Source organism: Streptomyces griseus, from assembly GCF_001715295.1.
Taxonomy (GTDB): Bacteria; Actinomycetota; Actinomycetes; order Streptomycetales; family Streptomycetaceae; genus Streptomyces; species Streptomyces griseus_G.
Map to the genome: position 1 here is coordinate 156393 of NZ_MDKB01000004.1, position 21557 is coordinate 177949.

General features: G+C 71.6%; 19 protein-coding genes. 3 read left to right on the forward strand and 16 right to left on the reverse strand.

Features of this window, described 5'->3' with window-relative positions; translation table 11 throughout:
* Positions 1-46: 46 nt before the first annotated feature.
* From BA175_RS22260 to pgsA, 15 genes are all read right to left on the reverse strand, one after another.
* Complete coding sequence (locus BA175_RS22260; RefSeq protein ID WP_069173271.1) at positions 47-2707, reverse strand: RelA/SpoT family protein; 2661 nt, start codon at positions 2705-2707, stop codon at positions 47-49.
* A 330-nt stretch (positions 2708-3037) separates the two neighbouring features.
* Positions 3038-3589 carry an adenine phosphoribosyltransferase gene (locus tag BA175_RS22265; RefSeq protein ID WP_069173272.1) on the reverse strand — a complete coding sequence of 184 codons (552 nt, stop codon included), beginning with the start codon at positions 3587-3589 and terminating at the stop codon, positions 3038-3040.
* Positions 3586-4695, reverse strand: a complete 1110-nt coding sequence (secF, locus tag BA175_RS22270) for a protein translocase subunit SecF (protein WP_069173273.1) — start codon at positions 4693-4695, stop codon at positions 3586-3588. The genes BA175_RS22265 and secF overlap by 4 nt, the downstream gene beginning before the upstream one ends.
* Position 4696: 1 nt before the next feature.
* On the reverse strand, positions 4697-6454 hold the full coding sequence (gene secD, locus BA175_RS22275; RefSeq protein WP_069173274.1) for a protein translocase subunit SecD: 1758 nt from the start codon (positions 6452-6454) through the stop codon (positions 4697-4699).
* A gap of 147 nt (positions 6455-6601) precedes the next feature.
* On the reverse strand, positions 6602-7090 hold the full coding sequence (gene yajC / locus BA175_RS22280) for a preprotein translocase subunit YajC (RefSeq protein ID WP_069173275.1): 489 nt from the start codon (positions 7088-7090) through the stop codon (positions 6602-6604).
* 165 nt (positions 7091-7255) lie between these two features.
* Entirely contained in the window at positions 7256-8341 is a 1086-nt protein-coding gene (gene ruvB, locus BA175_RS22285) for a Holliday junction branch migration DNA helicase RuvB (protein ID WP_069173276.1), read from the reverse strand.
* Positions 8342-8419: 78 nt separating this feature from the next.
* Positions 8420-9046, reverse strand: a complete 627-nt coding sequence (ruvA, locus tag BA175_RS22290) for a Holliday junction branch migration protein RuvA (RefSeq protein WP_069173277.1) — start codon at positions 9044-9046, stop codon at positions 8420-8422.
* On the reverse strand, positions 9043-9576 hold the full coding sequence (gene ruvC / locus BA175_RS22295; RefSeq protein ID WP_069173278.1) for a crossover junction endodeoxyribonuclease RuvC: 534 nt from the start codon (positions 9574-9576) through the stop codon (positions 9043-9045). The genes ruvA and ruvC overlap by 4 nt, the downstream gene beginning before the upstream one ends.
* A 208-nt stretch (positions 9577-9784) precedes the next feature.
* Positions 9785-10537, reverse strand: coding sequence for a YebC/PmpR family DNA-binding transcriptional regulator (locus BA175_RS22300; RefSeq protein WP_031084826.1), 753 nt, complete (start codon positions 10535-10537; stop codon positions 9785-9787).
* 61 nt (positions 10538-10598) lie between these two features.
* Positions 10599-11192, reverse strand: a complete 594-nt coding sequence (gene pdxT, locus BA175_RS22305; protein WP_069173279.1) for a pyridoxal 5'-phosphate synthase glutaminase subunit PdxT — start codon at positions 11190-11192, stop codon at positions 10599-10601.
* Between the two features lie 6 nt (positions 11193-11198).
* Positions 11199-12119, reverse strand: a complete 921-nt coding sequence (gene pdxS, locus BA175_RS22310) for a pyridoxal 5'-phosphate synthase lyase subunit PdxS (RefSeq protein ID WP_069173280.1) — start codon at positions 12117-12119, stop codon at positions 11199-11201.
* 326 nt (positions 12120-12445) lie between these two features.
* On the reverse strand, positions 12446-12991 hold the full coding sequence (locus BA175_RS22315; RefSeq protein WP_069173281.1) for a hypothetical protein: 546 nt from the start codon (positions 12989-12991) through the stop codon (positions 12446-12448).
* A gap of 66 nt (positions 12992-13057) precedes the next feature.
* Positions 13058-14221: a glycosyltransferase family 4 protein gene (locus tag BA175_RS22320; RefSeq protein WP_069173282.1), complete on the reverse strand. Its 1164-nt coding sequence runs from the start codon at positions 14219-14221 to the stop codon at positions 13058-13060.
* A complete protein-coding gene (locus tag BA175_RS22325) occupies positions 14218-15141 on the reverse strand; it encodes a phosphatidylinositol mannoside acyltransferase (protein WP_069173283.1) in 924 nt (307 codons plus the stop codon). Before BA175_RS22325 ends, BA175_RS22320 begins: the two co-directional genes overlap by 4 nt.
* Complete coding sequence (gene pgsA / locus BA175_RS22330; RefSeq protein ID WP_069173284.1) at positions 15138-15821, reverse strand: phosphatidylinositol phosphate synthase; 684 nt, start codon at positions 15819-15821, stop codon at positions 15138-15140. The genes BA175_RS22325 and pgsA overlap by 4 nt, the downstream gene beginning before the upstream one ends.
* Positions 15822-16109: 288 nt before the next feature.
* On the opposite strand from pgsA, the gene BA175_RS22335 reads away from it, so the two are divergent.
* Both BA175_RS22335 and BA175_RS22340 read left to right on the forward strand, forming a co-directional pair.
* Positions 16110-18329, forward strand: coding sequence for an elongation factor G-like protein EF-G2 (locus BA175_RS22335; RefSeq protein WP_069173708.1), 2220 nt, complete (start codon positions 16110-16112; stop codon positions 18327-18329).
* 151 nt (positions 18330-18480) lie between these two features.
* The gene (locus BA175_RS22340; protein WP_069173285.1) at positions 18481-20151 is read left to right on the forward strand and encodes a hypothetical protein; all 1671 of its coding nucleotides are present in this window, start codon (positions 18481-18483) and stop codon (positions 20149-20151) included.
* A 75-nt stretch (positions 20152-20226) separates the two neighbouring features.
* On the opposite strand, the gene BA175_RS22345 is transcribed toward BA175_RS22340, so the two are convergent.
* On the reverse strand, positions 20227-20799 hold the full coding sequence (locus BA175_RS22345) for an HIT family protein (protein WP_069173286.1): 573 nt from the start codon (positions 20797-20799) through the stop codon (positions 20227-20229).
* A 66-nt stretch (positions 20800-20865) separates the two neighbouring features.
* Here BA175_RS22345 and BA175_RS22350 point away from each other — a divergent pair, with 66 nt between their 5' ends.
* The gene (locus tag BA175_RS22350; protein WP_069173287.1) at positions 20866-21543 is read left to right on the forward strand and encodes a potassium channel family protein; all 678 of its coding nucleotides are present in this window, start codon (positions 20866-20868) and stop codon (positions 21541-21543) included.
* Positions 21544-21557: the final 14 nt, after the last annotated feature.

The following is a 21557-nucleotide window of genomic DNA, read 5'->3' on the forward strand; positions in this document are numbered from 1 at the left end:
CTCCCGTACGCGCCGCGTACGGGAGCCCCTTCCGTGCGTCCGCCGGCTACGGCCTGCGCGCCGAGGTGACCCGGTAGACGTCGTAGACGCCCTCCACACCCCGCACGGCCTTCAGGACGTGGCCCAGGTGCTTGGGGTCGCCCATCTCGAAGGTGAAGCGTGAGGTGGCCACCCGGTCGCGGGACGTCTGTACGGCCGCCGACAGGATGTTGACGTGCTGGTCGGACAGGACGCGGGTGACGTCGGAGAGCAGCCTGGAGCGGTCCAGCGCCTCGACCTGGATGGCCACGAGGAAGACCGACGACTGGGTGGGCGCCCATTCGACGTCGAGGATCCGCTCCGGCTGCTGCGAGAGCGAGTCGACGTTGACGCAGTCGGCGCGGTGTACGGAGACGCCGCTGCCCCGGGTCACGAAGCCGATGATCGGGTCGCCGGGAACGGGCGTGCAGCAGCGGGCCAGCTTGACCCACACGTCCTCGACGCCCTTGACGACGACGCCCGGGTCCGCCTTGGCCCGGCGCTTGCTGCGGCCGTGCGAGGGCGGCGAGCTCTCGGCCAAATCCTCGTTGGCGGCGTCCTCGCCGCCGAGCGCCTGGACGAGCTTCTGGACGACGCCCGCCGCGGCGACATGGCCCTCACCGATCGCCGCGTACAGCGACGAGATGTCGGGGTAGCGCATCTCGTGGGCGAGGGTGACCAGGGAGTCACCGGTCAGGATCCGCTGGATCGGCAGGTTCTGCTTGCGCATGGCCCGCGCGATGGCGTCCTTGCCCTGTTCGATCGCCTCGTCGCGCCGCTCCTTGGAGAACCAGGCACGGATCTTGTTGCGGGCCCGGGGCGACTTGACGAACTGCAGCCAGTCCCGGGAGGGTCCGGCGCCGGCCGCCTTGGACGTGAACACCTCCACGAGGTCGCCGTTGTCGAGCGTCGACTCCAGCGGTACGAGCCGTCCGTTGACCCGTGCCCCTATGGTCCGGTGGCCGACCTCCGTGTGGACGGCGTAGGCGAAGTCGACCGGCGTGGCCCCGGCGGGCAGCGCTATGACGTCGCCCTTCGGCGTGAAGACGAAGACCTCGTTGCGTGACAGGTCGAAGCGCAGCGACTCCAGGAACTCGCTGGGGTCCTCCGTCTCCTTCTGCCAGTCCAGGAGCTGGCGCAGCCACGCCATGTCGTTGACCGTGTCCTGGCCACGGCCACCGGTGTTCTTGGGGACGTCGGTGCGCACCTTGGAGGCGCCCGCCACGGCCTCCTGCTTGTACTTCCAGTGCGCCGCGATGCCGTACTCGGCGCGGCGGTGCATGTCGAACGTGCGGATCTGCAGCTCGACGGGCTTGCCGCTGGGGCCGATCACCGTGGTGTGCAGCGACTGGTACATGTTGAACTTGGGCATCGCGATGTAGTCCTTGAACCGCCCGGGCACCGGATTCCACCGGGCGTGGACGGTCCCGAGCGCCGCGTAGCAGTCGCGGACCGTGTCGACAAGTACCCGGATTCCCACCAGGTCGTAGATCTCGGCGAAGTCCCGGCCCCGCACGATCATCTTCTGGTAGACGCTGTAGTAGTGCTTGGGCCTCCCGGTGACGGTGGCCTTGATGCGGGCCGCACGCAGGTCGGACTGGACCTCGTCGGTCACTATGGCGAGGTACTCGTCGCGCTTGGGGGCACGCTCGGCGACGAGGCGGACGATCTCGTCGTACATCTTGGGGTAGAGGATCGCGAAGGCGAGGTCCTCCAGCTCCCACTTGATGGTGTTCATGCCCAGGCGGTGGGCCAGCGGCGCGTAGATCTCCAGGGTCTCGCGGGCCTTCTTCTCCTGCTTCTCCCGCTTGAGGTAGCGCATGGTGCGCATGTTGTGCAGCCGGTCGGCCAGCTTGATGACCAGGACCCGGGGGTCCTTGGCCATGGCGACGACCATCTTGCGCACGGTCTCCGCCTGGGCGGCCTCGCCGAACTTGACCTTGTCGAGCTTGGTGACGCCGTCGACCAGCAGCGCGACCTGGTCGCCGAAGTCCTTGCGCAGCGTGTCCAGGCCGTACTCGGTGTCCTCGACCGTGTCGTGCAGCAGCCCGGCCATGAGCGTCGCCGGGTCCATGCCCAGCTCGGCGAGGATCGTGGTGACGGCGAGCGGATGGGTGATGTAGGGGTCGCCGCTCTTGCGTTTCTGCCCGCGGTGCCAGCGTTCGGCGACCTGATAGGCACGCTCGATCTGACGCAGGGTCGCGGACTCGATCTTGGGGTCGTTGCCGCGGACGGTACGCAGGAGGGGTTCGAGGACCGGGTTGTACGGGCTGGAGCGCTGGACGCCCAGACGGGCGAGGCGGGCCCTGACCCGGTTGGAGGAACCGCCGGAGCGCACGTGCGGCGCGGGAGCCGGGGGCTTCGGGGCGGGCGGCTTGGAAGGCGCGGCCGCCGGCACCGCGGGCTGGGCGGCGGGGGCGGGGGCCGCGGGCTGCACGGCGGGGTCGGGTGCCGGAGGCTTCGGTGCCGCGCCGCCGGAGGCGGGGGCCGCCGGTGACGGCTCCGGACCGGTGGCAGGAGCCTGCTTCGCGGGCCCGGCCGCCGCCCCGTCGCTCCGGTCCCGGCCGTCCGCGGGTTCGCGCGCCCCGGGGTCGCCCGCCGAGGCGGGCTGCGCCTTCGCAGGCGTGGCGGGGGCCGTCGCGGGCTTGTCGGGCTGCGCGGCGGCGACTGGACGGACCTCGTCTGGCAAGAGCGCTCCTCGTGCGGATCCGGGCTCCCCGGAAACCCCATGGTATCGACCCCCCGGCCGGACCTCGCCCGGGGAGGCGGAACCCTCACAACGCGGACGGGCACCCGGGTGTTCCCGGGTGCCCGTCCTGTGCGGTGCTGTGCCGACGCCCTCAGGCGCCCGGCCCGGAGCCTGGCGGGTGACCTCCGACCGAGCGCCCACGCCCCGGCACGCACGCTTCCCGTCTTGCCGAAACGCCCACGTAGCTCCGCCACGAGGGCCTCCCGGCGCCTTGGAACCGCACGCACCGGACCGCGCCCGCTTGTCGATCCCAGGTCACCCGCCAGGCTCTCAGAGCGTGATCAATGCCTCGACCGGGGCGCCCCGCAGCCCCGTCCCGAGCCTGGCGCGGCCGCCGAGGAAGCCGAGTTCCATGAGGACGGACACCCCCGCCACGTCGGCGCCGGCCTGCCGAATCAGCTCCAGCGAGGCCTCCGCGGTCCCGCCGGTGGCCAGGACGTCGTCGATGACCATGATCCGGTCGTCGACGGACAGGTCCTCGGCGTGGACCTCGATCTCGGCCGTGCCGTACTCGAGCTCGTAGGCCCGCGTGAGCGTCGCCCCGGGCAGCTTCCCTGCCTTGCGCACGGGGACGAAGCCGAGCCCGGCCCGGACGGCGACCGGTGCGGCCAGGATGAACCCGCGTGCCTCCAGGCCCACGACCTTGGTGGCGCCGTGGCGCACGCAGAGCTCCGCGAGGTGCTCGGTGAGCGCGGTGAAGGCGACCGGGTCCGCCAGGAGCGGGGTGATGTCCTTGAACAGCACTCCCGGCTTCGGGTAGTCCGGCACATCACGGATCCGGCTGAGCAGCAGGTCGCGGATGGGTGCGGCGGTGCTGGTCATCGGCGGTTCCCCGGCGTCCGGCCGTGGCCGCCGTGCTGGCGGCGCTGACCGACGACGGCCCCCGCGGTCTCGGTCTCCGGGCCGAGGTCCTGCGCCCGGTCGTCACCGTCGTCCTCCGGCGACTCGCCCTTGGCCAAGGCGGCGGCCCGCTTGGCGAGGATCCGCTTCTTCAGGGCCTTCATCTGCGGCTCGCGTTCCTTGAGGTCCGCGACCAGCGGCGTGGCGATGAAGATCGAGGAGTACGCGCCGGCGGCGAGGCCGACGAAGAGCGACAGGGAGATGTCGTTCAGCATGCCGGCGCCGAGGACACCACCACCGATGAAGAGCAGACCGGCGACCGGCAGCAGCGCGACGACGGTGGTGTTGATGGAGCGCACGAGCGTGCCGTTGATCGAACGGTTGGCGATCTCGCTGTAGGTCCAGCGGGTCTGCTTGGTGATCCCGTGCGTGCCCTCCTTGAGGCTGTCGAAGACGACCACCGTGTCGTAGAGGGAGTAACCGAGGATGGTCAACAGACCGATCACGGTGCCCGGGGTGACCTCGAAGCCGACCAGGGCGTAGACGCCGACCGTGATGGTGATGTCGTGGATCAGTGCCACGAGGGCCGCGATGGCCATCCGCCACTCGAAGGCGATGGCGAGGTAGACCACCACGAGGACCATGAAGATGCCGAGGCCGGTCCAGGCCTTGTTGGCGATCTGCTCACCCCAGCTGGGGCCGACGAGGTCCGCGTTGATCTTCGACTCGGGGATGCCGAGGTCGTCGGAGAGCTGGGCCTTGATCTGGTCGGCCTTGGCGGTGTCGACCTCGGTGATCTGGATCCGGAGGCCGCCGTTGCCGAGTTCCTGGACGATCGCCTCGTGACCGGAGGCCGCCACCGCGTCCTCGTGGGCCTGGCTGACCGAGACCTTCGCCTTGGTGTCGGTCGTGAAGACCGCGCCGCCCTTGAACTCGATGCCCATGTTCAGGCCGCTGACCGCCAGGCCGACGATGGCCGTGATGGTGATCAGGATCGAGACGCCGTACCAGATCTTGCGCTTGCCGATGAAGTCGTAGCCGACCTCGCCTCGGTAGAGCCGGGCGCCGAGAGTGCCGAGTCGCGACATCTCACGCCTCCTTCGGGTGGTCGGTGCGGGCGTTGACACGGCGTGTGCGGCGTAGCGGCGGCTTGGCGCCCAGCCGCTTCGGGTCCAGACCGGACCACGAGTTGCCGCCGGCGAAGAACTTCGTGCGGGCCATGAGCGTCATGACCGGCTTGGTGAAGAGGAACACCACGACGACGTCGAGGAGGGTCGTGAGACCCAGCGTGAACGCGAAGCCCTGGACCTTGCCGACCGTGACGAGGAAGAGCACCGCGGCGGCGAGGAACGACACGAAGTCGGAGACGAGGATGGTGCGCCGGGCCCGGGGCCAGGCGCGCTCGACGGCCGGACGGAGTGTACGGCCTTCGCGGATCTCGTCCCGGATGCGTTCGAAGTAGACGATGAACGAGTCCGCCGTGATCCCGATCGCCACGATGGCACCGCAGACGGCGGGGAGGTTCAGCGCGAAGCCGATGGCCGGGCCGAGCAGCGCCATGATCGTGTAGGTCAGGATGCCGGAGGCCAGGAGGCTGAGGAGCGCGATGAACGCCAGGCCGCGGTAGTAGGCCACCAGATAGATGATGACCAGGGCGAGCCCGATGGCACCCGCGATGAGGCCGGCCTCGAGCTGTTCGCCGCCGAGGGCGGCGGTGACGGTGGTGACCGTGTCCTCGCTGAAGGACAGCGGGAGCGCACCGTAGGACAGGACGTTGGCGAGGTCCTCGGCCGACTGCTGGGTGAAGCTGCCGGAGATCTCGGCGCTGCCGCTGAGCGTCTCGTTCACCTGGGGCGCCGAGACGACCTCGCCGTCGAGGGAGATCGCGAACTGGTTCTGCGGGGACTGCTGGGCGGAGAGCTTCTTGGTGATCGTCTGGAACTTCTTGGAGCCCTTGTCGGTGAACTCCATCGAGACGAGCCAGATGCCGCGCTGCTGGTCGAACTGCGCCTTGGCGTCGTCGACGTCCGTACCGGAGACCTCGGCCGGGCCGAGGAGGTACTTGGCGTCCCCCTCGGAGCTGCACGCGACCGTGGGGTCCTCGGGCTTGACGCCGTCGCCGGCCTTGGCGCGGGCCGCGGCGTTGCCGCAGTCGAGCTCGGTGAACTTCTTCTGCAGGGCCGCGGTGGCCGCGTCGGGCTTCTCGGTCCCGGCCGGGGTCTCACTGGGCTTGCCGCTGCCCGAGGGGCCGGCGTTCGGTGTCGCGTCCTGCTTCAGGGCGCCGGTGACCGCGCGGCCCTGGGTGGTGGCGGTCGCCGAGGGCGTGCCCTTGCCGTCGGACGCGGTCTCCGGGTCGCTCGCCTTCGCACTGGGCGTGGCGCTCGGCTTCCCGGAACCGCTCCCGGACGGGCTCGCCGAGCCCGTGGGCGTCGGCGCGCCCCCGGCGACGGTGAGCACGGGGCGGAAGTAGAGCTGGGCGGTCGTCCCGACCTGTTCCCGGGCCTGCTTCGAATTCGTCCCCTTGGGGATGTTGACGATGATGTTCGACTTGCCCTGGGTCTGAACCTCGGCCTCGGAGACACCCAGACCATTGACACGGCGTTCGATGATGCTGACCGCGGTGTTCATGTTGGTCTCGTTGATCGCGTCCGGCTTGCCCGGCTGGCTCTTCGCCTTGAGCGTGATCGAGGTGCCACCCGCCAGGTCGATACCAAGCCGGGGCGTGGTGTGACCGGACAGGAACATCCCGCCGGTGAGCGCGACCATGGCGATGAGGATCAGAGCCAGGGCACGGCCCGGCTTGCCCTGTCCACCGGTTGATCCCCGGCCCTTCTTCGGTGCTGCCACCTTTTCGTTTCTCCCTGTCCAACCGCCCCGCGCCGGGTACGCGCCCGAGCGGCCACTGAGTGATGTGGGGACCCGGCCCCGCAGAAGGCCCCACGGCCCGCGGGACGCCGGACACCCGCAGGTGTCCGGCGTCCCGGGATCGTGAAGCTACTTCGCGCCGCCCTCGCCGTCGGTCTTCGCGTCCTTGACCTCGGAGTCCTCGTCGGAGCCCTTCGGCGCGGCGGTGGCGCCGTCGGCCTTCTTGGTCAGGTCAGTCTTCGCGCCGGCCGTCTCGTCCTCCGTGTCCGCCTGCCCGGCGGTGAGCGAGGAGGCGTCGTCCGGGACGACGGCGCCGTCGACCTTCAGGTCGTCGTCGTCACCGTGGACGATGCGGTTGTACTCCGCGTCGTCCAGGACGGCGCCGATGGCGTTCTTCGCGTAGACGGCGTGGACGCCGGGGGCGACCTCGAGGAGGACCGTGTCGTCCAGGATCTCCTTGACGGTGGCGTACATGCCCCCGATCGTCCGGACGCCGGTACCGGGCTGCATGTCGTCGCGCATCTGCGCAGCCGCCTGCTGCTTCTTCTTGGCGGACCGGGTCATCAGGAACATGGCCCCGATGAGCACGATGAAGGGGAGGAGGGTCACGAGACTCACGGGACGGAACTTCCTTCGCACGACCGCGCTGCGAGGCGGCCTGGTCTACGGGGGTGGGTACACCGACCTGTACGGGCGGCATCGGCGGAGTCTAAGCGAGTCCGCATCATTGGAACAACGCCCAGCATGGCACCGTGGTTCCCCTCCGCGAAAACCTGTGACGCATCACGCCCCGAACAGGCCCTGTTGTCCCTTTGCGCCGTGCTGCGGCGGTACGAGTCCGAGGTGGGCCCAGGCGGCGGGCGTGGCGACCCGGCCGCGCGGCGTCCTGGCGAGCAGCCCCTCGCGTACGAGAAAGGGCTCGGCGACCTCCTCGACCGTCTCGCGCTCCTCCCCCACCGCGACCGCGAGGGTGGACAGCCCGACGGGTCCTCCGCCGAAGAGTTTCAGCAGGGCGCCGAGCACGGCGCGGTCCAGCCGGTCGAGGCCGCGGGCGTCTACCTCGTAGACCCGCAGGGCCGCGGCGGCGATGTCGCGGTCGATCCGCCCCTCGGCCTTGACCTGGGCGTAGTCCCGGACGCGGCGCAGCAGCCGGTTGGCGATGCGGGGCGTTCCGCGGGAGCGTCCGGCGATCTCCGCGGCCCCCGCGGTGTCTATGGCCACGTCCAGGAGGCCGGCGGAGCGGTGGAGGACGCGCTCCAGTTCCGTCGGCTCGTAGAACTCCATGTGGCCGGTGAAGCCGAAGCGGTCGCGCAGCGGCGGAGGCAGGAGTCCTGCCCTGGTGGTGGCGCCCACGAGGGTGAAGGGCGGCAGCTCGAGCGGGATGGCCGTGGCGCCGGGGCCCTTGCCGACGATGACGTCGACGCGGAAGTCCTCCATCGCCATGTACAGCATCTCCTCGGCGGGCCTGGACATGCGGTGGATCTCGTCGAGGAAGAGGACCTCACCCTCCTGGAGGGAGGAGAGGATCGCCGCGAGGTCACCGGCGTGCTGGATGGCGGGGCCGGAGGTGATCCTGATCGGGGCGTTCATCTCGGCCGCGATGATCATGGAGAGGGTGGTCTTGCCGAGGCCGGGGGCGCCGGAGAGCAGCACGTGGTCGGCCGTGGCACCGCGGGCCCGGGCGGCCTTGAGGACCAGGTCGAGCTGTTCGCGCACCTTCTCCTGGCCGACGAACTCGTCGAGGTCCTTCGGGCGCAGGGCAGCCTCGACCGCGGTGTCCTCGCCGTCCGCTCCGGCGGCGACCAGCCGGTCCTCCAGCCGCTCGTCCGTCATCTCGCCGGTGTCGGGCCCGGTCTCGTCCCAGTTCATCGTGAGTCCCGCCTCGGGTGGTTCGGTGCCGGGCCGTGCGGTGTCCCGGCCGGCCTGCGGGGCGTCGAGCCCCTGCGGTCAGCGTGCGCGGTTGAGCGTCTGCAGGGCGGCGCGCAGCAGCTGGGGCACGGGGGCCTGGCCGCCCCCGGCGATCGCCGCCTCGGCCTGCGGGGCCACGGCGGTCACGGCCTCGTCGGCCTCGCGGGTGGCGTAGCCCAGGCCGATGAGGGCGGCCTGCAGCTGGTCGCGCCAGGAGGAGCTGACGGCGGCGCCGACGCCCTGCCGTCCGGCAGGTGTCCCGACGGGCTCGCCGAGCCGGTCCTTCAGCTCCAGCAGGAGCTTCTGGGCGCCCTTCTTGCCGATCCCGGACACGGCGGTGAGCGCCTTCTCGTCGCCCGTGGCGACGGCGGTGCGCAGGGCGTCCGGGCTGTGGGTGGCGAGCATGGCCTGGGCGAGCCGGGGGCCGACGCCGCTGGCGGTCTGGAGGAGTTCGAAGACCTGCCGCTCGTCGTCGTCGGCGAAGCCGTAGAGGGTGAGCGAGTCCTCCCGGACGACGAGGGAGGTGGCCAGCCTGGCCTCCTGGCCGATGCGCAGGCCGGCGAGTGTGCCGGGCGCGCACTGGACGGCCATGCCGATGCCGCCGACCTCGACCACGGCTGTCGAGGGGGTGAGGGCGGCCACCGGGCCGGAGACGAAGGCGATCATGCGGTACGGCCTTTCAGCGTGCGGTGGGCGGCGACGGCCTGTTGCAGTCGGTTCTGCGCGGGTGCGCGCCAGATATGGCAGATGGCGAGGGCCAGTGCGTCGGCGGCGTCGGCGGGCCTGGGGGGCGCGTCGAGCCGCAGCAGCCTGGTCACCATGGCCCCGACCTGCGCCTTGTCCGCGCGGCCCGATCCCGTGACGGCCGCCTTGACCTCGCTGGGGGTGTGCAGGGCGACGGGGATGCCCCGGCGGGACGCGCACAGCATGGCGACGGCGCTCGCCTGGGCGGTGCCCATCACCGTACGGACGTTGTGCTGGCTGAACACGCGCTCCACGGCGACGAACTGGGGGCGGTACTCGTCGAGCCACTGCTCGATGCCCTGTTCGATGGCGACCAGCCGGTGGCCGAGCTCCGCGTCCGCCGGGGTGCGCACCACCCCGACGCCGGTCATCGTCAGCGGACGGCCAGCCACGCCGTCGACCACCCCGACGCCGCACCGGGTCAGCCCCGGGTCCACGCCCAGCACCCGCATGTAGGAGCCCCCTCCGCCGCTCGGTCATCTGTTCCCGCAGGCTATCGGCTGCCACTGACAATGCGACGGGCCGACGGGTGTGTCCCGTCGGCCCGTCGCAAGGTGACTGCCGCCCTCGGAGCCTGTCGGGTGGTCTCCGGTCTCCGGCCGAGCGGCCACGCACCGGACCGCGTCGGCTTTTCGGCCGCAGGTCATACCCGGCAGGCTCTCAGGCGTCGACCTTCTCCATGACCTCGTCGGAGACGTCGAAGTTGGCGAAGACGTTCTGCACGTCGTCGCTGTCCTCCAGCGCGTCGATCAGCTTGAAGATCTTGCGCGCGCCCTCCTCGTCGAGCTCGACCTGCATGGTCGGGACGAAGTTCGCCTCGGCCGAGTCGTAGTCGATGCCGGCCTCCTGCAGGGCGGTGCGGACCGCGACCATGTCGGTGGCCTCGCTGAGCACCTCGAAGGTGTCCCCGAGGTCGTTGACCTCCTCGGCGCCCGCGTCGAGCACCGCTCCGAGCACGTCGTCCTCGGACAGCTCACCCTTGGGCACGATCACGACGCCCTTGCGGTTGAACAGGTACGAGACCGAGCCCGGGTCCGCCATCGAGCCGCCGTTACGGGTCATGGCGACCCGGACGTCGGACGCGGCGCGGTTGCGGTTGTCGGTGAGGCACTCGATGAGCACCGCGACGCCGTTCGGGCCGTAGCCCTCGTACATGATCGTCTCGTAGTCGGCGCCACCGGCCTCGAGACCGGCACCGCGCTTGACCGCCGAATCGATGTTCTTGTTCGGGACCGAGCTCTTCTTGGCCTTCTGGATGGCGTCGAAAAGGGTCGGGTTACCGGACACGTCGGCGCCGCCCGTGCGGGCCGCGACCTCGATGTTCTTGATCATCTTCGCGAAGAGCTTGCCGCGCTTGGCGTCGATCACGGCCTTCTTGTGCTTCGTCGTAGCCCATTTAGAGTGGCCGGACATCTGCCTTCTCCTTCGCGTCACCAAAATCGATCCGAACCCGAGAGATCCTACCGGGATCGGATCAGCCCACGGCGCGCACCATGTCGGTGAAGAACGCGTGCACGCGGTGATCGCCGGTCAGTTCCGGGTGGAACGACGTCGCCATGACGTTTCCCTGGCGTACGGCCACGATATGGCCGCCGTGCACCGCCAGGACCTCCGCGCGGGCGCCGACGGACTCCACCCAGGGCGCCCGGATGAAGACGCCCTCCACGGGTCCGCCGGGTACGCCGTCGACGTCGACAGCCGCCTCGAAGGACTCGTTCTGCCGGCCGAAGGCGTTGCGCCGCACGATCATGTCGATGCCGCCGACGGTCTCCTGGCCCGCACGCGGGTCCAGGATCTTGTCGGCGAGCAGGATCATCCCGGCGCAGGTGCCGTAGACGGGCAGGCCGGCGGCGACCCTCTCGCGCAGCGGTTCCATCATGCCGAAGAGGACGGCCAGCTTGGACATCGTGGTGGACTCGCCGCCGGGTATGACCAGTCCGTCGACCTCGGCGAGCTCCTCGGGACGCCGGACCGGCCTGGCCAGGGCGTCCGCCGAGGCCAGGGCGATCAGGTGTTCCCGCACGTCGCCCTGGAGCGCCAGGACGCCGATGACAGGGGTGTCGGTCATCGGTGCTTACCAGCCGCGGTTGGCGTAGCGCTCGGCCTCGGGCAGCGTGTCGCAGTTGATGCCGACCATGGCCTCACCGAGGTTGCGCGAGGCGTCCGCGATGATCTTCGGGTCGTCGTAGAAGGTGGTGGCCTTCACGATGGCGGCGGCACGCTTGGCGGGGTCGCCGGACTTGAAGATGCCGGAGCCCACGAAGACGCCCTCGGCGCCGAGCTGGCGCATCAGCGCCGCGTCCGCCGGCGTGGCGACGCCGCCGGCCGAGAAGAGGACGACGGGCAGCTTGCCCAGCTCGGCGACCTCCTTGACCAGCTCGTAGGGGGCGCGCAGGTCCTTGGCGGCGGCGTACAGCTCGTTGTTGTCGTAGCCGCGCAGCCGGGCGATCTCGTTCTTGATCTGGCGCAGGTGGCGGACGGCCTCGACCACGTTGCCGGTACCGGCCTCACCCTTCGAGCGGATCATCGCGGCCCCCTCGGCGATGCGGCGCAGCGCCTCGCCCAGGTTGGTGGCGCCGCAGACGAACGGCGTGGTGAAGGCGAACTTGTCGCTGTGGTTGACCTCGTCGGCCGGGGTGAGGACCTCGGACTCGTCGATGTAGTCGACACCGAGGGACTGCAGCACCTGGGCCTCGACGAAGTGCCCGATGCGGGACTTGGCCATGACGGGGATGGAGACGGCCTCGATGATCTCTTCGATCATGTTGGGGTCGGACATCCGGGCCACGCCGCCGTCCTTGCGGATGTCGGCCGGGACCCGCTCCAGGGCCATGACGGCCACGGCGCCCGCGTCCTCGGCGATCTTCGCCTGCTCGGCGTCGACGACGTCCATGATCACGCCGCCCTTGAGCTGCTCGGCCATGCCGCGCTTGACGCGGGCGGTGCCGGTGGCCGGGGTCTCGGCGGACTGCGGGGTACGGGGAAGCGTGGACACGGATCGACCTCACTGGGGTGAAAGGGCTGACTGCTGCCCTGAGCAAACGCCCCGCGACCAGTCCACTGCAAGGGCCAATGGACACCCCGTGGACCGTTTTCGCCCGATGCGGCACTTCCCGCGCCGAGCCCGCTGCGGCTCTTCCCCGCGCCGACGCGTGCCTCGGAGCCTGCCGGAGGGCTGCCGGACGGACAGCGGACGCGGCCACGTGCGTGCGGTTGCGAGGCGCCGGGGTGCCCCTGCGGCGGAGCTGCCGGGGCAGGCCGGCGACGCCGGAGCGTGCGTGCCGGGGCGTGGCCCCGGGTCGGAGGTCACCCGGCGAGCTCTCAGGTGCCGGGCCGGTCCGCGAGGGCGACCGGCGGCTCGTCGTCCATCTCGAACGCCAGGGGGAAGGGCGCGTGCCCGGCGAGCCGGAAGAGCCGCACCGTGCGGTGGGTGCGCAGGGCACGGGCGGCCCGCACAGCGTCGTTGTGGAAGCGCCGTGCCATCGGCACGCGGCGCACGGCGGCGGCCAGCTCCCGCGTGGCCTCCTGCCCGCCGGGGATCTCCTTCACCGCCTCGACCTGCGCCGTCTCGCCGAACACGGCCCGCAGGGCGGCGCTCAGCTCGCTCTCTGCGACCTCGCGCTGCTCCTCCTCGGCCTGCCGGGCCGCGTGCGCCGACTCGTACAGCACGATCGACGCCGCGGGGTCCAGGACACCGGAGGTGGCCAGTTCCTGGGTGACCGAGGCCCGGCGCAGCAACTGGGCGTCCAGGGCGGCGCGGGCCGCGTCCATACGGGAGTGGAGCCGGTCGAGCCGCCCGGCGGTCCAGCTGAGGTACAGGCCGACCGCGAAGAGCGCGACGGCGATCCAGATGAGGGTTTCGATCACGGCCCGAGGCTACCGGCGGCGTCCGGGGCGGCCGCAGGGCCCCACCCGTCCGGCCGCCGGGGCCCCTCAGTCCCGGGCGGCCAGCCCGAACCGTGCGCGCAGCCCCGTGCGCTCGTCCGCGTCCACGGCCGCCGCCCCGTCCGTCACCGTCTCGTACACCGCGAGGATGTCCGCCCCGACGGTCGACCAGTCGAAGCGGCGTACGTGTGCGCTGCCGCGCTCCCGCAGCCCCGCCCGCCGGTCCGGGTCGGCGAGGAGCCGGACCGCCGCCGCGGCCAGGGCGTCCGCGTCCTCGTTGGCGAAGAGGTCTCCGGCGGCCCCCTGGTCGAGTACCTGCGCGAACGCGTCCAGGTCGCTGGCGAGGACGGGCGCGCCCGCCGACAGCGCCTCGACCAGGATGATGCCGAAGCTCTCACCGCCGGTGTTCGGCGCGATGTACACGTCGACGCTGCGCAGCAGCCGTGCCTTGTCCTCGTCGCTCACCATGCCCAGGAACTCGACCCGTCCGCGCATCCCCTCCGGGAGCGAGGCGACCGCCTCCTCCTCGTCACCGCGGCCGGCGACGAGCAGCCGGGTCTCCGGACGGGCCGCGAGGATCGCGGGGAGCGCCTTCATCAGGACGGGCAGCCCCTTGCGCGGTTCGTCGATGCGCCCGATGAACCCGATCGTGCCGCCCTGCCACTCGGCATTCGGCTCGGCCCGGGCGAAGAAGCCGACGTCCACCCCGTTGGGGATGACCACGGCGTCCCCGCCGAGGTGCTCGACCAGGGTGCGGCGCGCGTACTCGCTGACCGCGACGCGCGCGCTGATCTTCTCCAGCGCCGGCTGGAGGATGGGGTAGGCCGCGATCATGGCCCGGGAGCGCGGGTTGGAGGTGTGGAAGGTGGCGACGATCGGCCCCCGCGCCGCCCAGCAGGTGAGCAGCCCCAGCGACGGTGAGGTCGGCTCGTGGATGTGGATGACGTCGAAGGTGCCGTCGTGCAGCCAGCGTCGCACCCGCGCGGCGGACAGGAAGCCGAAGTTCAGACGGGCGACGGAGCCGTTGTACGGGACGGGCACCGCACGGCCCGCGGACACCACGTACGGGGGCAGCGGCGTCTCGTCGTCGGCGGGAGCCAGTACGGAGACGTGGTGGCCCTGGCGGATCAGGTGGTCGGCCAGGTCGCGGATGTGGAACTGCACCCCGCCCGGGACGTCCCAGGAGTACGGGCAGACGATGCCGATCTTCACGCGGTCCCTCCCCGGGGTTCCAGGTCGGAGAGCCAGAGCCGCTGCAGCATGTGCCAGTCCTCCGGGTGCTCGGCGATCCCGGTGGCGAAGGCGTCGGCCAGCGCCTGTGTCATGGCGGACGTCTTCTCGGCGCGGGTACCTGTCTCCGGTTCGGCGACCGGCGGATGGACACGCGCCTGCATCACGGGCGTGCCGTCGTACCAGAGGGTGACGGGCAGCAGCAGCGCCCCGGTCTGCTGGGCCAGCAACGCCGGTCCCGCGGGCATCCGCGCGGTGTCGCCGAAGAAGCTGACCTCGACGCCGGAGGCCGACAGGTCGCGATCCGCGACCAGGCAGACCAGCCCGCCGCTGCGCAGCCGCCGTGCCAGGGTGCCGAAGGCGGATCCGCCGCTGTGCGGCAGCACCTCCATGCCGAGTCCCTGGCGGTAGGCGACGAACCGGTCGTAGAGGCTCTCCGGGTCGAGCCGCTCGGCCACGGTCGTGAACGGCACCTTGAGGTCCGTGGTGACCCAGGCGCCCGCGAGGTCCCAGTTCCCCAGGTGCGGCAGCGCGAGGACGACTCCGCGGCCGGCGTCCAGCCCCTCCGTGAGCCGGCGGGCGTCGCGGACGTGGATGCTGTCCTTGATCCGCCGGTCGCTCCAGGTGGGCAGCCGGAAGGACTCCATCCAGTAACGCATGTACGAGCGCATGCCCGCCCTGGACAGTTCGGCGAGGCGGGCCGCGTCCGCTCCGGGCACCACGCGGGCGAGGTTGGACTCCAGGCGCAGGACGGACGTGCCCCGCCGCTTCCACACCTGGTCGGCGAGGGTGCGGAAGAGCGCCGCGGCCACCGGCTCGGGGAGCTTCTTGACGGCGCCCCAGCCGAGCCCGTACAGCCCGTCGGTCAGCCGCCCCCTCAGATCGGGTCCCGTGCCGCTCACCGCGCGGCCTCGCTCCCCTGCTCCGAGGACCCGCCGGCGACCGCGGCTGCGGCGTCGGCCTCGGCGGACTCCCTGCGCACGGTCACCACCCGCTGGACCAGGGTGACCAGGCTGCCCGCGGCGACGATCCACAGCGCGATCGGCAGCAGGACCTGGATCCCGGGTACGCCGAAGCCGTGGAGCCCGGCGAGCCCGGCCGCGACCAGGGAGATCACCAGCCGCTCGGCACGCTCCACCAGCCCGTTCACGGCGACCGGAAGGCCGATCGACTCGCCGCGCGCCTTCGTGTACGAGACCACCTGGCCGCTGGCCAGACAGAAGATCGCGACCGCGCACAGCGTGTTGTCGTCACCGCTGCCCGCGTACCAGAGCGCGAACCCGGCGAAGATCGCCCCGTCCGCGACCCGGTCCAGGGTCGAGTCGAGGAACGCGCCCCACCGGCTGGAGATCCCGGCCTGGCGGGCCATGTTGCCGTCGACCAGGTCCGAGAAGACGAAGGCGGTGATGACGATCGTGCCCCAGAAGAACTCCCCCATCGGGAAGAAGACCAGCGCACCCGCCATCACTCCGGCCGTGCCGACGAGTGTGACCGCGTCGGGGCTGACCCCGAGGCGGAGCAGCAGAGCGGCGAACGGCGTGAGGACACGCGTGAAGAATGCACGCGCGTACTTGTTCAGCATGGCCTTCCCGAGGTTCGGCGGGCCGTGCGGCCCGTTCGGCCGCCGGCGGGCCCATCGTAGTCACGAGCCGGGCCGGCCCACGGCGGGGCACCCCGTCCCGGCCGATCTCCCGGGCCCGGCGGACGGCGGGCCCGGCCCGTATGGACGCGGCACGGTGTCGGTGGAAAGCTCGAAGTACCGCGGGCGTCGCCGAAGCCGCCGCGACGGCTCCCCTCGCCCGTGCGGCTTCTCCCCCTCACCGCGCCGGTGCCCACCCGGCACCGGGCCACCCACCGGGAGGCACGCATCATGGGCGACAGGACACATACGCACAGCGGAGCCGCCGGCAGGGCGGTGACGGCCGACGGGCCCGCTTCCGTACGGAACGTGGCGCTGGTCGGCCACAGCGGCTCGGGCAAGACCACCCTGGTCGAAGCACTCGCGCTGACGGCCGGAGCGCTCAACCGGGCCGGCCGGGTCGAGGACGGGGCGACCGTCTCGGACCACGAGGAGATCGAGCGGCGCCGCCACCGTTCCGTACAGCTCTCGCTCGTCCCCGTCGCATGGGGCGGCTACAAGATCAATCTGTTGGACACCCCGGGGTACGCGGACTTCGTCGGGGAACTCAGGGCCGGTCTGCGGGCGGCGGACGCGGCCCTCTTCGTCGTGTCGGCGGCGCAGGAGGCCGACACCGTGGCGGCCACCACGCGCGCCGTCTGGGAGGAGTGCGCGGCCGTGGGCATGCCACGCGCCGTCGTCGTCACCCACCTCGACACCGCGCGCACGTCGTTCGAGGAGATGACCCGGGTCTGCGGCCGGATCTTCGGCGGCGACGACCCCGATGCCGTGCTCCCGCTCTACCTGCCCGTACAGGGGCCGCAGGGCCCGGACGGGCACGCCCCGCTCACCGGGCTCACCGGACTGCTCACCGGCCGGACCCTCGACTACTCCTCCGGGGAGCGCCGCGAGACGGCACCCGACGGGGACGGGCGCGAGCCGCTCCCGCAGGCCCGCGACCGGCTCATCGAGGGGATCATCGCCGAGAGCGAGGACGAGACCCTGATGGACCACTACCTCGGCGGCGGGGCCGTCGACGGGGAGACGCTCGTGGCCGATCTGGAACGGGCCGTCGCAAGCGGTTCCTTCCACCCCGTCCTCACGGCCGCCCCTGCCGTCGAGGGGGCACGGCAGGGCGTCGGCACGGTCGAACTGCTGGAGCTGATCACCCGGGGCTTCCCCTCCCCCCTGGAGCGGGCCCTGCCCGCCGTCACCACCCCTGACGGTTCACCGCGCCCCGCCCCCCTCTGCGATCCCGGGGGGCCGCTGGTCGCCGAGGTCGTGCAGACGACGTCCGACCCGTACGTCGGACGGGTCTCCCTCGTCCGCGTCTTCTCCGGCACGCTGCGCCCCGAGGACCCCGTACACGTGTGCGGCCGCGGCCTCACCGACCCGGGGCACGGGACGCGCCCCCGCCACGACGCCGACGTGCGCGTCGGCGCACTCTCCGCACCCTTCGGCCGGCAGCAGCGTCCCCTGGACCGATGTGTGGCCGGCGACCTGGCGTGCGTGTCGAAGCTGGGCGGGGCGGAGACCGGGGACACCCTCTCGGACCCCGGCGACCCCCTGCTGGTGGAGCCGTGGACGATGCCGGACCCGCTGCTGCCGCTGGCGGTGCGCGCGCACGGCAAGGCGGACGAGGACAAGCTCTCCCAGGGGCTGGCCCGGCTGGTCGCCGAGGACCCCACCCTGCGGCTGGAGCAGAACCGGGACACGCGGCAGGTGGTCCTGTGGTGCATGGGCGAGGCACACGCGGAGGTGGCGCTGGAACGCCTGCGCAGCCGGTACGGCGTGCGGGTGGACGCGGTACCCCACCGGGTCCCCCTGCGCGAGACCTTCGCCTCCCGGGCCGTCGGCCGCGGCCGGCACGTCAAGCAGTCGGGCGGCCACGGCCAGTACGCCGTCTGCGAGATCGAGGTGGAGCCGCTGCCCCCCGGTACGGGTGTCGAGTTCGTGGACAAGGTGGTCGGCGGTTCGGTGCCCCGCCAGTTCGTCCCGTCCGTCGAGAAGGGCGTGCGCGCGCAGGCGGCCGGCGGGCTCGCGACGGGGCATCCGCTCGTCGACGTGCGCGTCACGCTGCTCGACGGCAAGTCGCACGCCGTCGACTCCTCCGACGCCGCCTTCCAGACGGCGGGTGCGCTGGCTCTGCGCGAAGCGGCGGCGGGCACCCGGATCCAGCTCCTCGAACCCGTCGCCGACGTACGGGTGCTGGTTCCGGACGACTACGTGGGGGCGGTCATGAGCGACCTCGCGGGACGGCGGGGCCGGGTCGTCGGCACCGAACAGGAGGCCGGGGAACGCACCCTCGTACGCGCCGAGGTGCCGGAGATGGAGATGGGCAGGTACGCCGTCGACCTGCGCTCGCTGACCCACGGCACCGCCCGGTTCGACCGGGCGTACGCCCGGCACGAGGCCATGCCCGCACAGCTCGCCGAACGCCTGCGCGAAACGGAGGAGAACACCGCCGGCTGACCGGATATGGCGTCCGCCGCCCGCACCCGGTTCTGCCTGCGGGCGGCGGCACGTTCCGGACGATACGCTGGGGGGTCAGCTCAGAAGGTGTGCGACATACGGTAGTTGGGAAGGGCCGCAGGAGCAGACCGTGCGGCGAGTGGGGGCGGCAGTGGCCAACGACGGATTCGATTTCTCTCCTGGAGCTCAGATCCCGCTCCAGGGCTCGGCCGGGCAGGCGGTGGCGACCAACGCCCTCGCCTCCGCCGCGTACCGCGACAGCGATGTGACGGAGATCCTCAAGGCCAACAGCGAGTGGCACAAGTCCGAGGTGAAGCCGGGCAATTCCAAGCTCTTCAAGTCCGACTACTTCAAGCCGAATCTGGGTGAGGCCTTCTCCCGGGCCGTGCAGGAACGCATGCTCGGCGGCGCCCGCAAGGCACTCATCCAGTCCTTCGGCACCGACCCGCAGACCGTCGTCGAGCACTGCCTGTCCGCGTCCCGGCTGCGCAAGACACGCGACACCCGGCTGACCCTGGTGACGGCCGTCTTCGGTTTCGCCTTCCTCCCCGGGCTGCTCTTCTGGGTCCTCGCGTTCAGGCTGCGCGACTCGCTCAACAAGTCCAAGGACAAGGCGTTCCAGGCGCTCGGCGGCATCCTGCTCCTCGTGCTCGGCGCCGCCGCCGCCGTGGCCCTGATCGCCATGCCGCTCACCGGTTTCCTCGCCCTCTACCTCCGTCTCACGGTGATCGCCCCCCTCATCGGCTGGGTGCTCGCCAAGCGCATCGCCGAGACCTCGGCCAAGGATCTGCGGGCCCGCTGGGAGGGGCTGCTGTCCGGCGCCGCCGTGAGCGCCAAGATCCCCGAGGCCGTACCCAAGAACCCCAGCGAGACCGCCCGCGAGGCGCTGCGCCAGGGCTTGGAGAAGCTCTCCGCGGAACAGCAGTCCAACTCCGTGTTCTACGCGGGCCCCAAGGGCATCCTCGGCATGGGCACCCGTTGGGGCAGCTGGCAGCTCGCCGAGGAACTCACCCCCGCGGACCCCGCCAAGGAGATCCACCAGTTCCGCAGCTGGGACGTCGTCCGGGCCATCCACGACCAGCTGAAGATGCTCGAACGCGGCCCCCTGAACACCGGCGGCTTCCCCACCCCGTCGGTCAAGCACTGGATCGTCTCCCCCATCGGCGAGAACGCCGACTCCGTCACCCGCCCCGAGGGCGAGGACGTCGCCACCTTCCAGATCAAGCCCCACGAGATACAGCGCATCTGCAACCACCAGCAGTTCGGCAGCGGCGACCGGCACTACCTCGGCGTCCAGTTCACCCTCTGGGACGGCCAGCTGGTGATCACCATGCTGATCACCGTCACCGTGCTCCACGAGACCCTGCGCATCGAGGTGACGGGCCACGCCCTGGGCCCCGTCCACTCGCTGTTCCTCACCAAGCCGGCCGCCGATACCAAGACCGTCAAGAAGGCCGTCCGGTTCTGGGAGACCCGGACCATCACCCTCCCGCTCGTGAAGGCGAACGAGGTCGTCAGGCTCGCCCTGCGCGCACCCTTCACCTGGTATCCGCCCCTGCTGGACTACCTCGGCGGCAAGCTCGTCCTGCCGGAGCCGTTCGGGCTGCGCCACGCCTGGGCCGCCAAGCCCTGGGGCCACCGCTTCATGGCCGACGACGCCATGCGGGCGGCCACCCCCGTCCTGCGCGTCGTGCACTCCGCGGCGATGCGGGTCCTCAAGGAACACGGCGTCGACACCGAACGCTTCGACAACCGCTCCATGGTCCTCAGCGGCCTGGTCCAGGACCCCGCACCGAAGAAGGCCGACGTCTACGACGCATGACATGCCTGTGGGGGTGTGCTCCCCGCCGGGAACACCCCCACAGGACCGCGCCGGGCGACCCGCGGCGCGAGCCGCTCAGACCGACGGCGCCTCGGCGGGCCACTCCCCGGCCAGCATCGTCCGGGTGTCACCCAGCAACTGCGGCAGCACCTTGGTGTTCCCCACCACCGGCATGAAGTTCGTGTCCCCGCCCCAGCGGGGAACGACGTGCTGGTGCAGATGGGCGGCGATACCCGCGCCGGCCGCCGCACCCTGGTTGAGCCCGATGTTGAACCCGTGCGCCCCCGAGGCCGCCCGCAGCGCGACCATGGCCCGCTTGGTGAAGTCCGCCAGCTCAGCCGTCTCCGGCAGGGTCAGCTCCGTGTAGTCGGCGACGTGCCGGTACGGCACCACCATCAGGTGACCACCGTTGTACGGGTACAGGTTCAGGACGGCGTAGACCCGCTCGCCCCGCGCGATGATCAGCCCGTCCTCGTCCGACTTCGACGGGATCACGCAGAAAGGACAGCCGTCCCCCGACCCCGGCCCGCTGGGCTTGTTCTCGCCCTGGATGTACGCCATACGGTGAGGCGTCCACAGGCGCTGGAACGCGTCGGGCGACCCCACTCCGATCTGCTGCTCCGGCTCACTCGTCATGCCGGCCAGCATATTGCTTCACTCCCGCCGCGCGTGTCGCCGGGGCCGACCCGGCCGGCCCACGGCGATGCTGGCGCCATGAGCGACCGCCCCACCGCCCCCGTCCCGCCCCGGCTCGCGGAGTGGGAGCACCGCACGGAGATGCCGCTCCTCGTCGCGTCCGTCGTCTATCTCGCCGGCTACACGATCCACGTCCTGATGCCTCGCTCGACCCGGCCCTGGCACGACGTCGCCCTCCTCCTGGTGGCCGTCGCCTGGGTCCTGTTCGCCGTGGACTACGTCGCCCGGCTCCACCTCAGCGGCCAAGGGCGGCGCTTCGCCCGCACCCACTGGCTGGACACCCTCACCCTCCTCCTGCCGCCGCTGCGCCCGCTGCGGGTGGTCCAGCTCTACACCCGTTTCCAGCTGCGCCGGAAGGAGCCCCGGCTCAGCCTGCACGCCCGGGTGATGGCCTACGCGGGCACATCCGCGCTCCTGCTGGGCTACACCGCCTCGCTGGCCGTGTACCAGCAGGAGCGCGGCGCCCCGGACTCCACGATCCGTACGTTCGGCGACTCCGTCTGGTGGGCCTGCACGACGCTGACGACCGTGGGATACGGCGACGCGGTTCCGGTGACGGCGGTGGGCCGGGTGATCGCGGCGGGGCTGATGGCGTGTGGGCTGGCGCTGCTGGGGGCGGTGACGGGATCGTTCTCGTCGTGGCTGGTGCAGTTGTTCTCCCGGCAGGACGAGAAGGGGCCCCCGGGGAGCGGGTAGCTCCCCGGGGGCCT

Excerpts from the sequence above, each read along its gene's own strand:
- BA175_RS22265 (WP_069173272.1), bottom strand. The coding sequence starts at position 3,589 with ATGACCAGCACCGCCGCACCCATCCGCGACCTGCTGCTCAGCCGGATC.
- secF (WP_069173273.1), bottom strand. The coding sequence starts at position 4,695 with ATGTCGCGACTCGGCACTCTCGGCGCCCGGCTCTACCGAGGCGAGGTC.
- ruvB (WP_069173276.1), bottom strand. The coding sequence starts at position 8,341 with ATGAACTGGGACGAGACCGGGCCCGACACCGGCGAGATGACGGACGAG.
- ruvA (WP_069173277.1), bottom strand. The coding sequence starts at position 9,046 with ATGATCGCCTTCGTCTCCGGCCCGGTGGCCGCCCTCACCCCCTCGACA.
- ruvC (WP_069173278.1), bottom strand. The coding sequence starts at position 9,576 with ATGCGGGTGCTGGGCGTGGACCCGGGGCTGACCCGGTGCGGCGTCGGG.
- BA175_RS22300 (WP_031084826.1), bottom strand. The coding sequence starts at position 10,537 with ATGTCCGGCCACTCTAAATGGGCTACGACGAAGCACAAGAAGGCCGTG.
- pdxT (WP_069173279.1), bottom strand. The coding sequence starts at position 11,192 with ATGACCGACACCCCTGTCATCGGCGTCCTGGCGCTCCAGGGCGACGTG.
- pgsA (WP_069173284.1), bottom strand. The coding sequence starts at position 15,821 with ATGCTGAACAAGTACGCGCGTGCATTCTTCACGCGTGTCCTCACGCCG.
- BA175_RS22335 (WP_069173708.1), top strand. The coding sequence starts at position 16,110 with ATGGGCGACAGGACACATACGCACAGCGGAGCCGCCGGCAGGGCGGTG.
- BA175_RS22345 (WP_069173286.1), bottom strand. The coding sequence starts at position 20,799 with ATGCTGGCCGGCATGACGAGTGAGCCGGAGCAGCAGATCGGAGTGGGG.
- BA175_RS22350 (WP_069173287.1), top strand. The coding sequence starts at position 20,866 with ATGAGCGACCGCCCCACCGCCCCCGTCCCGCCCCGGCTCGCGGAGTGG.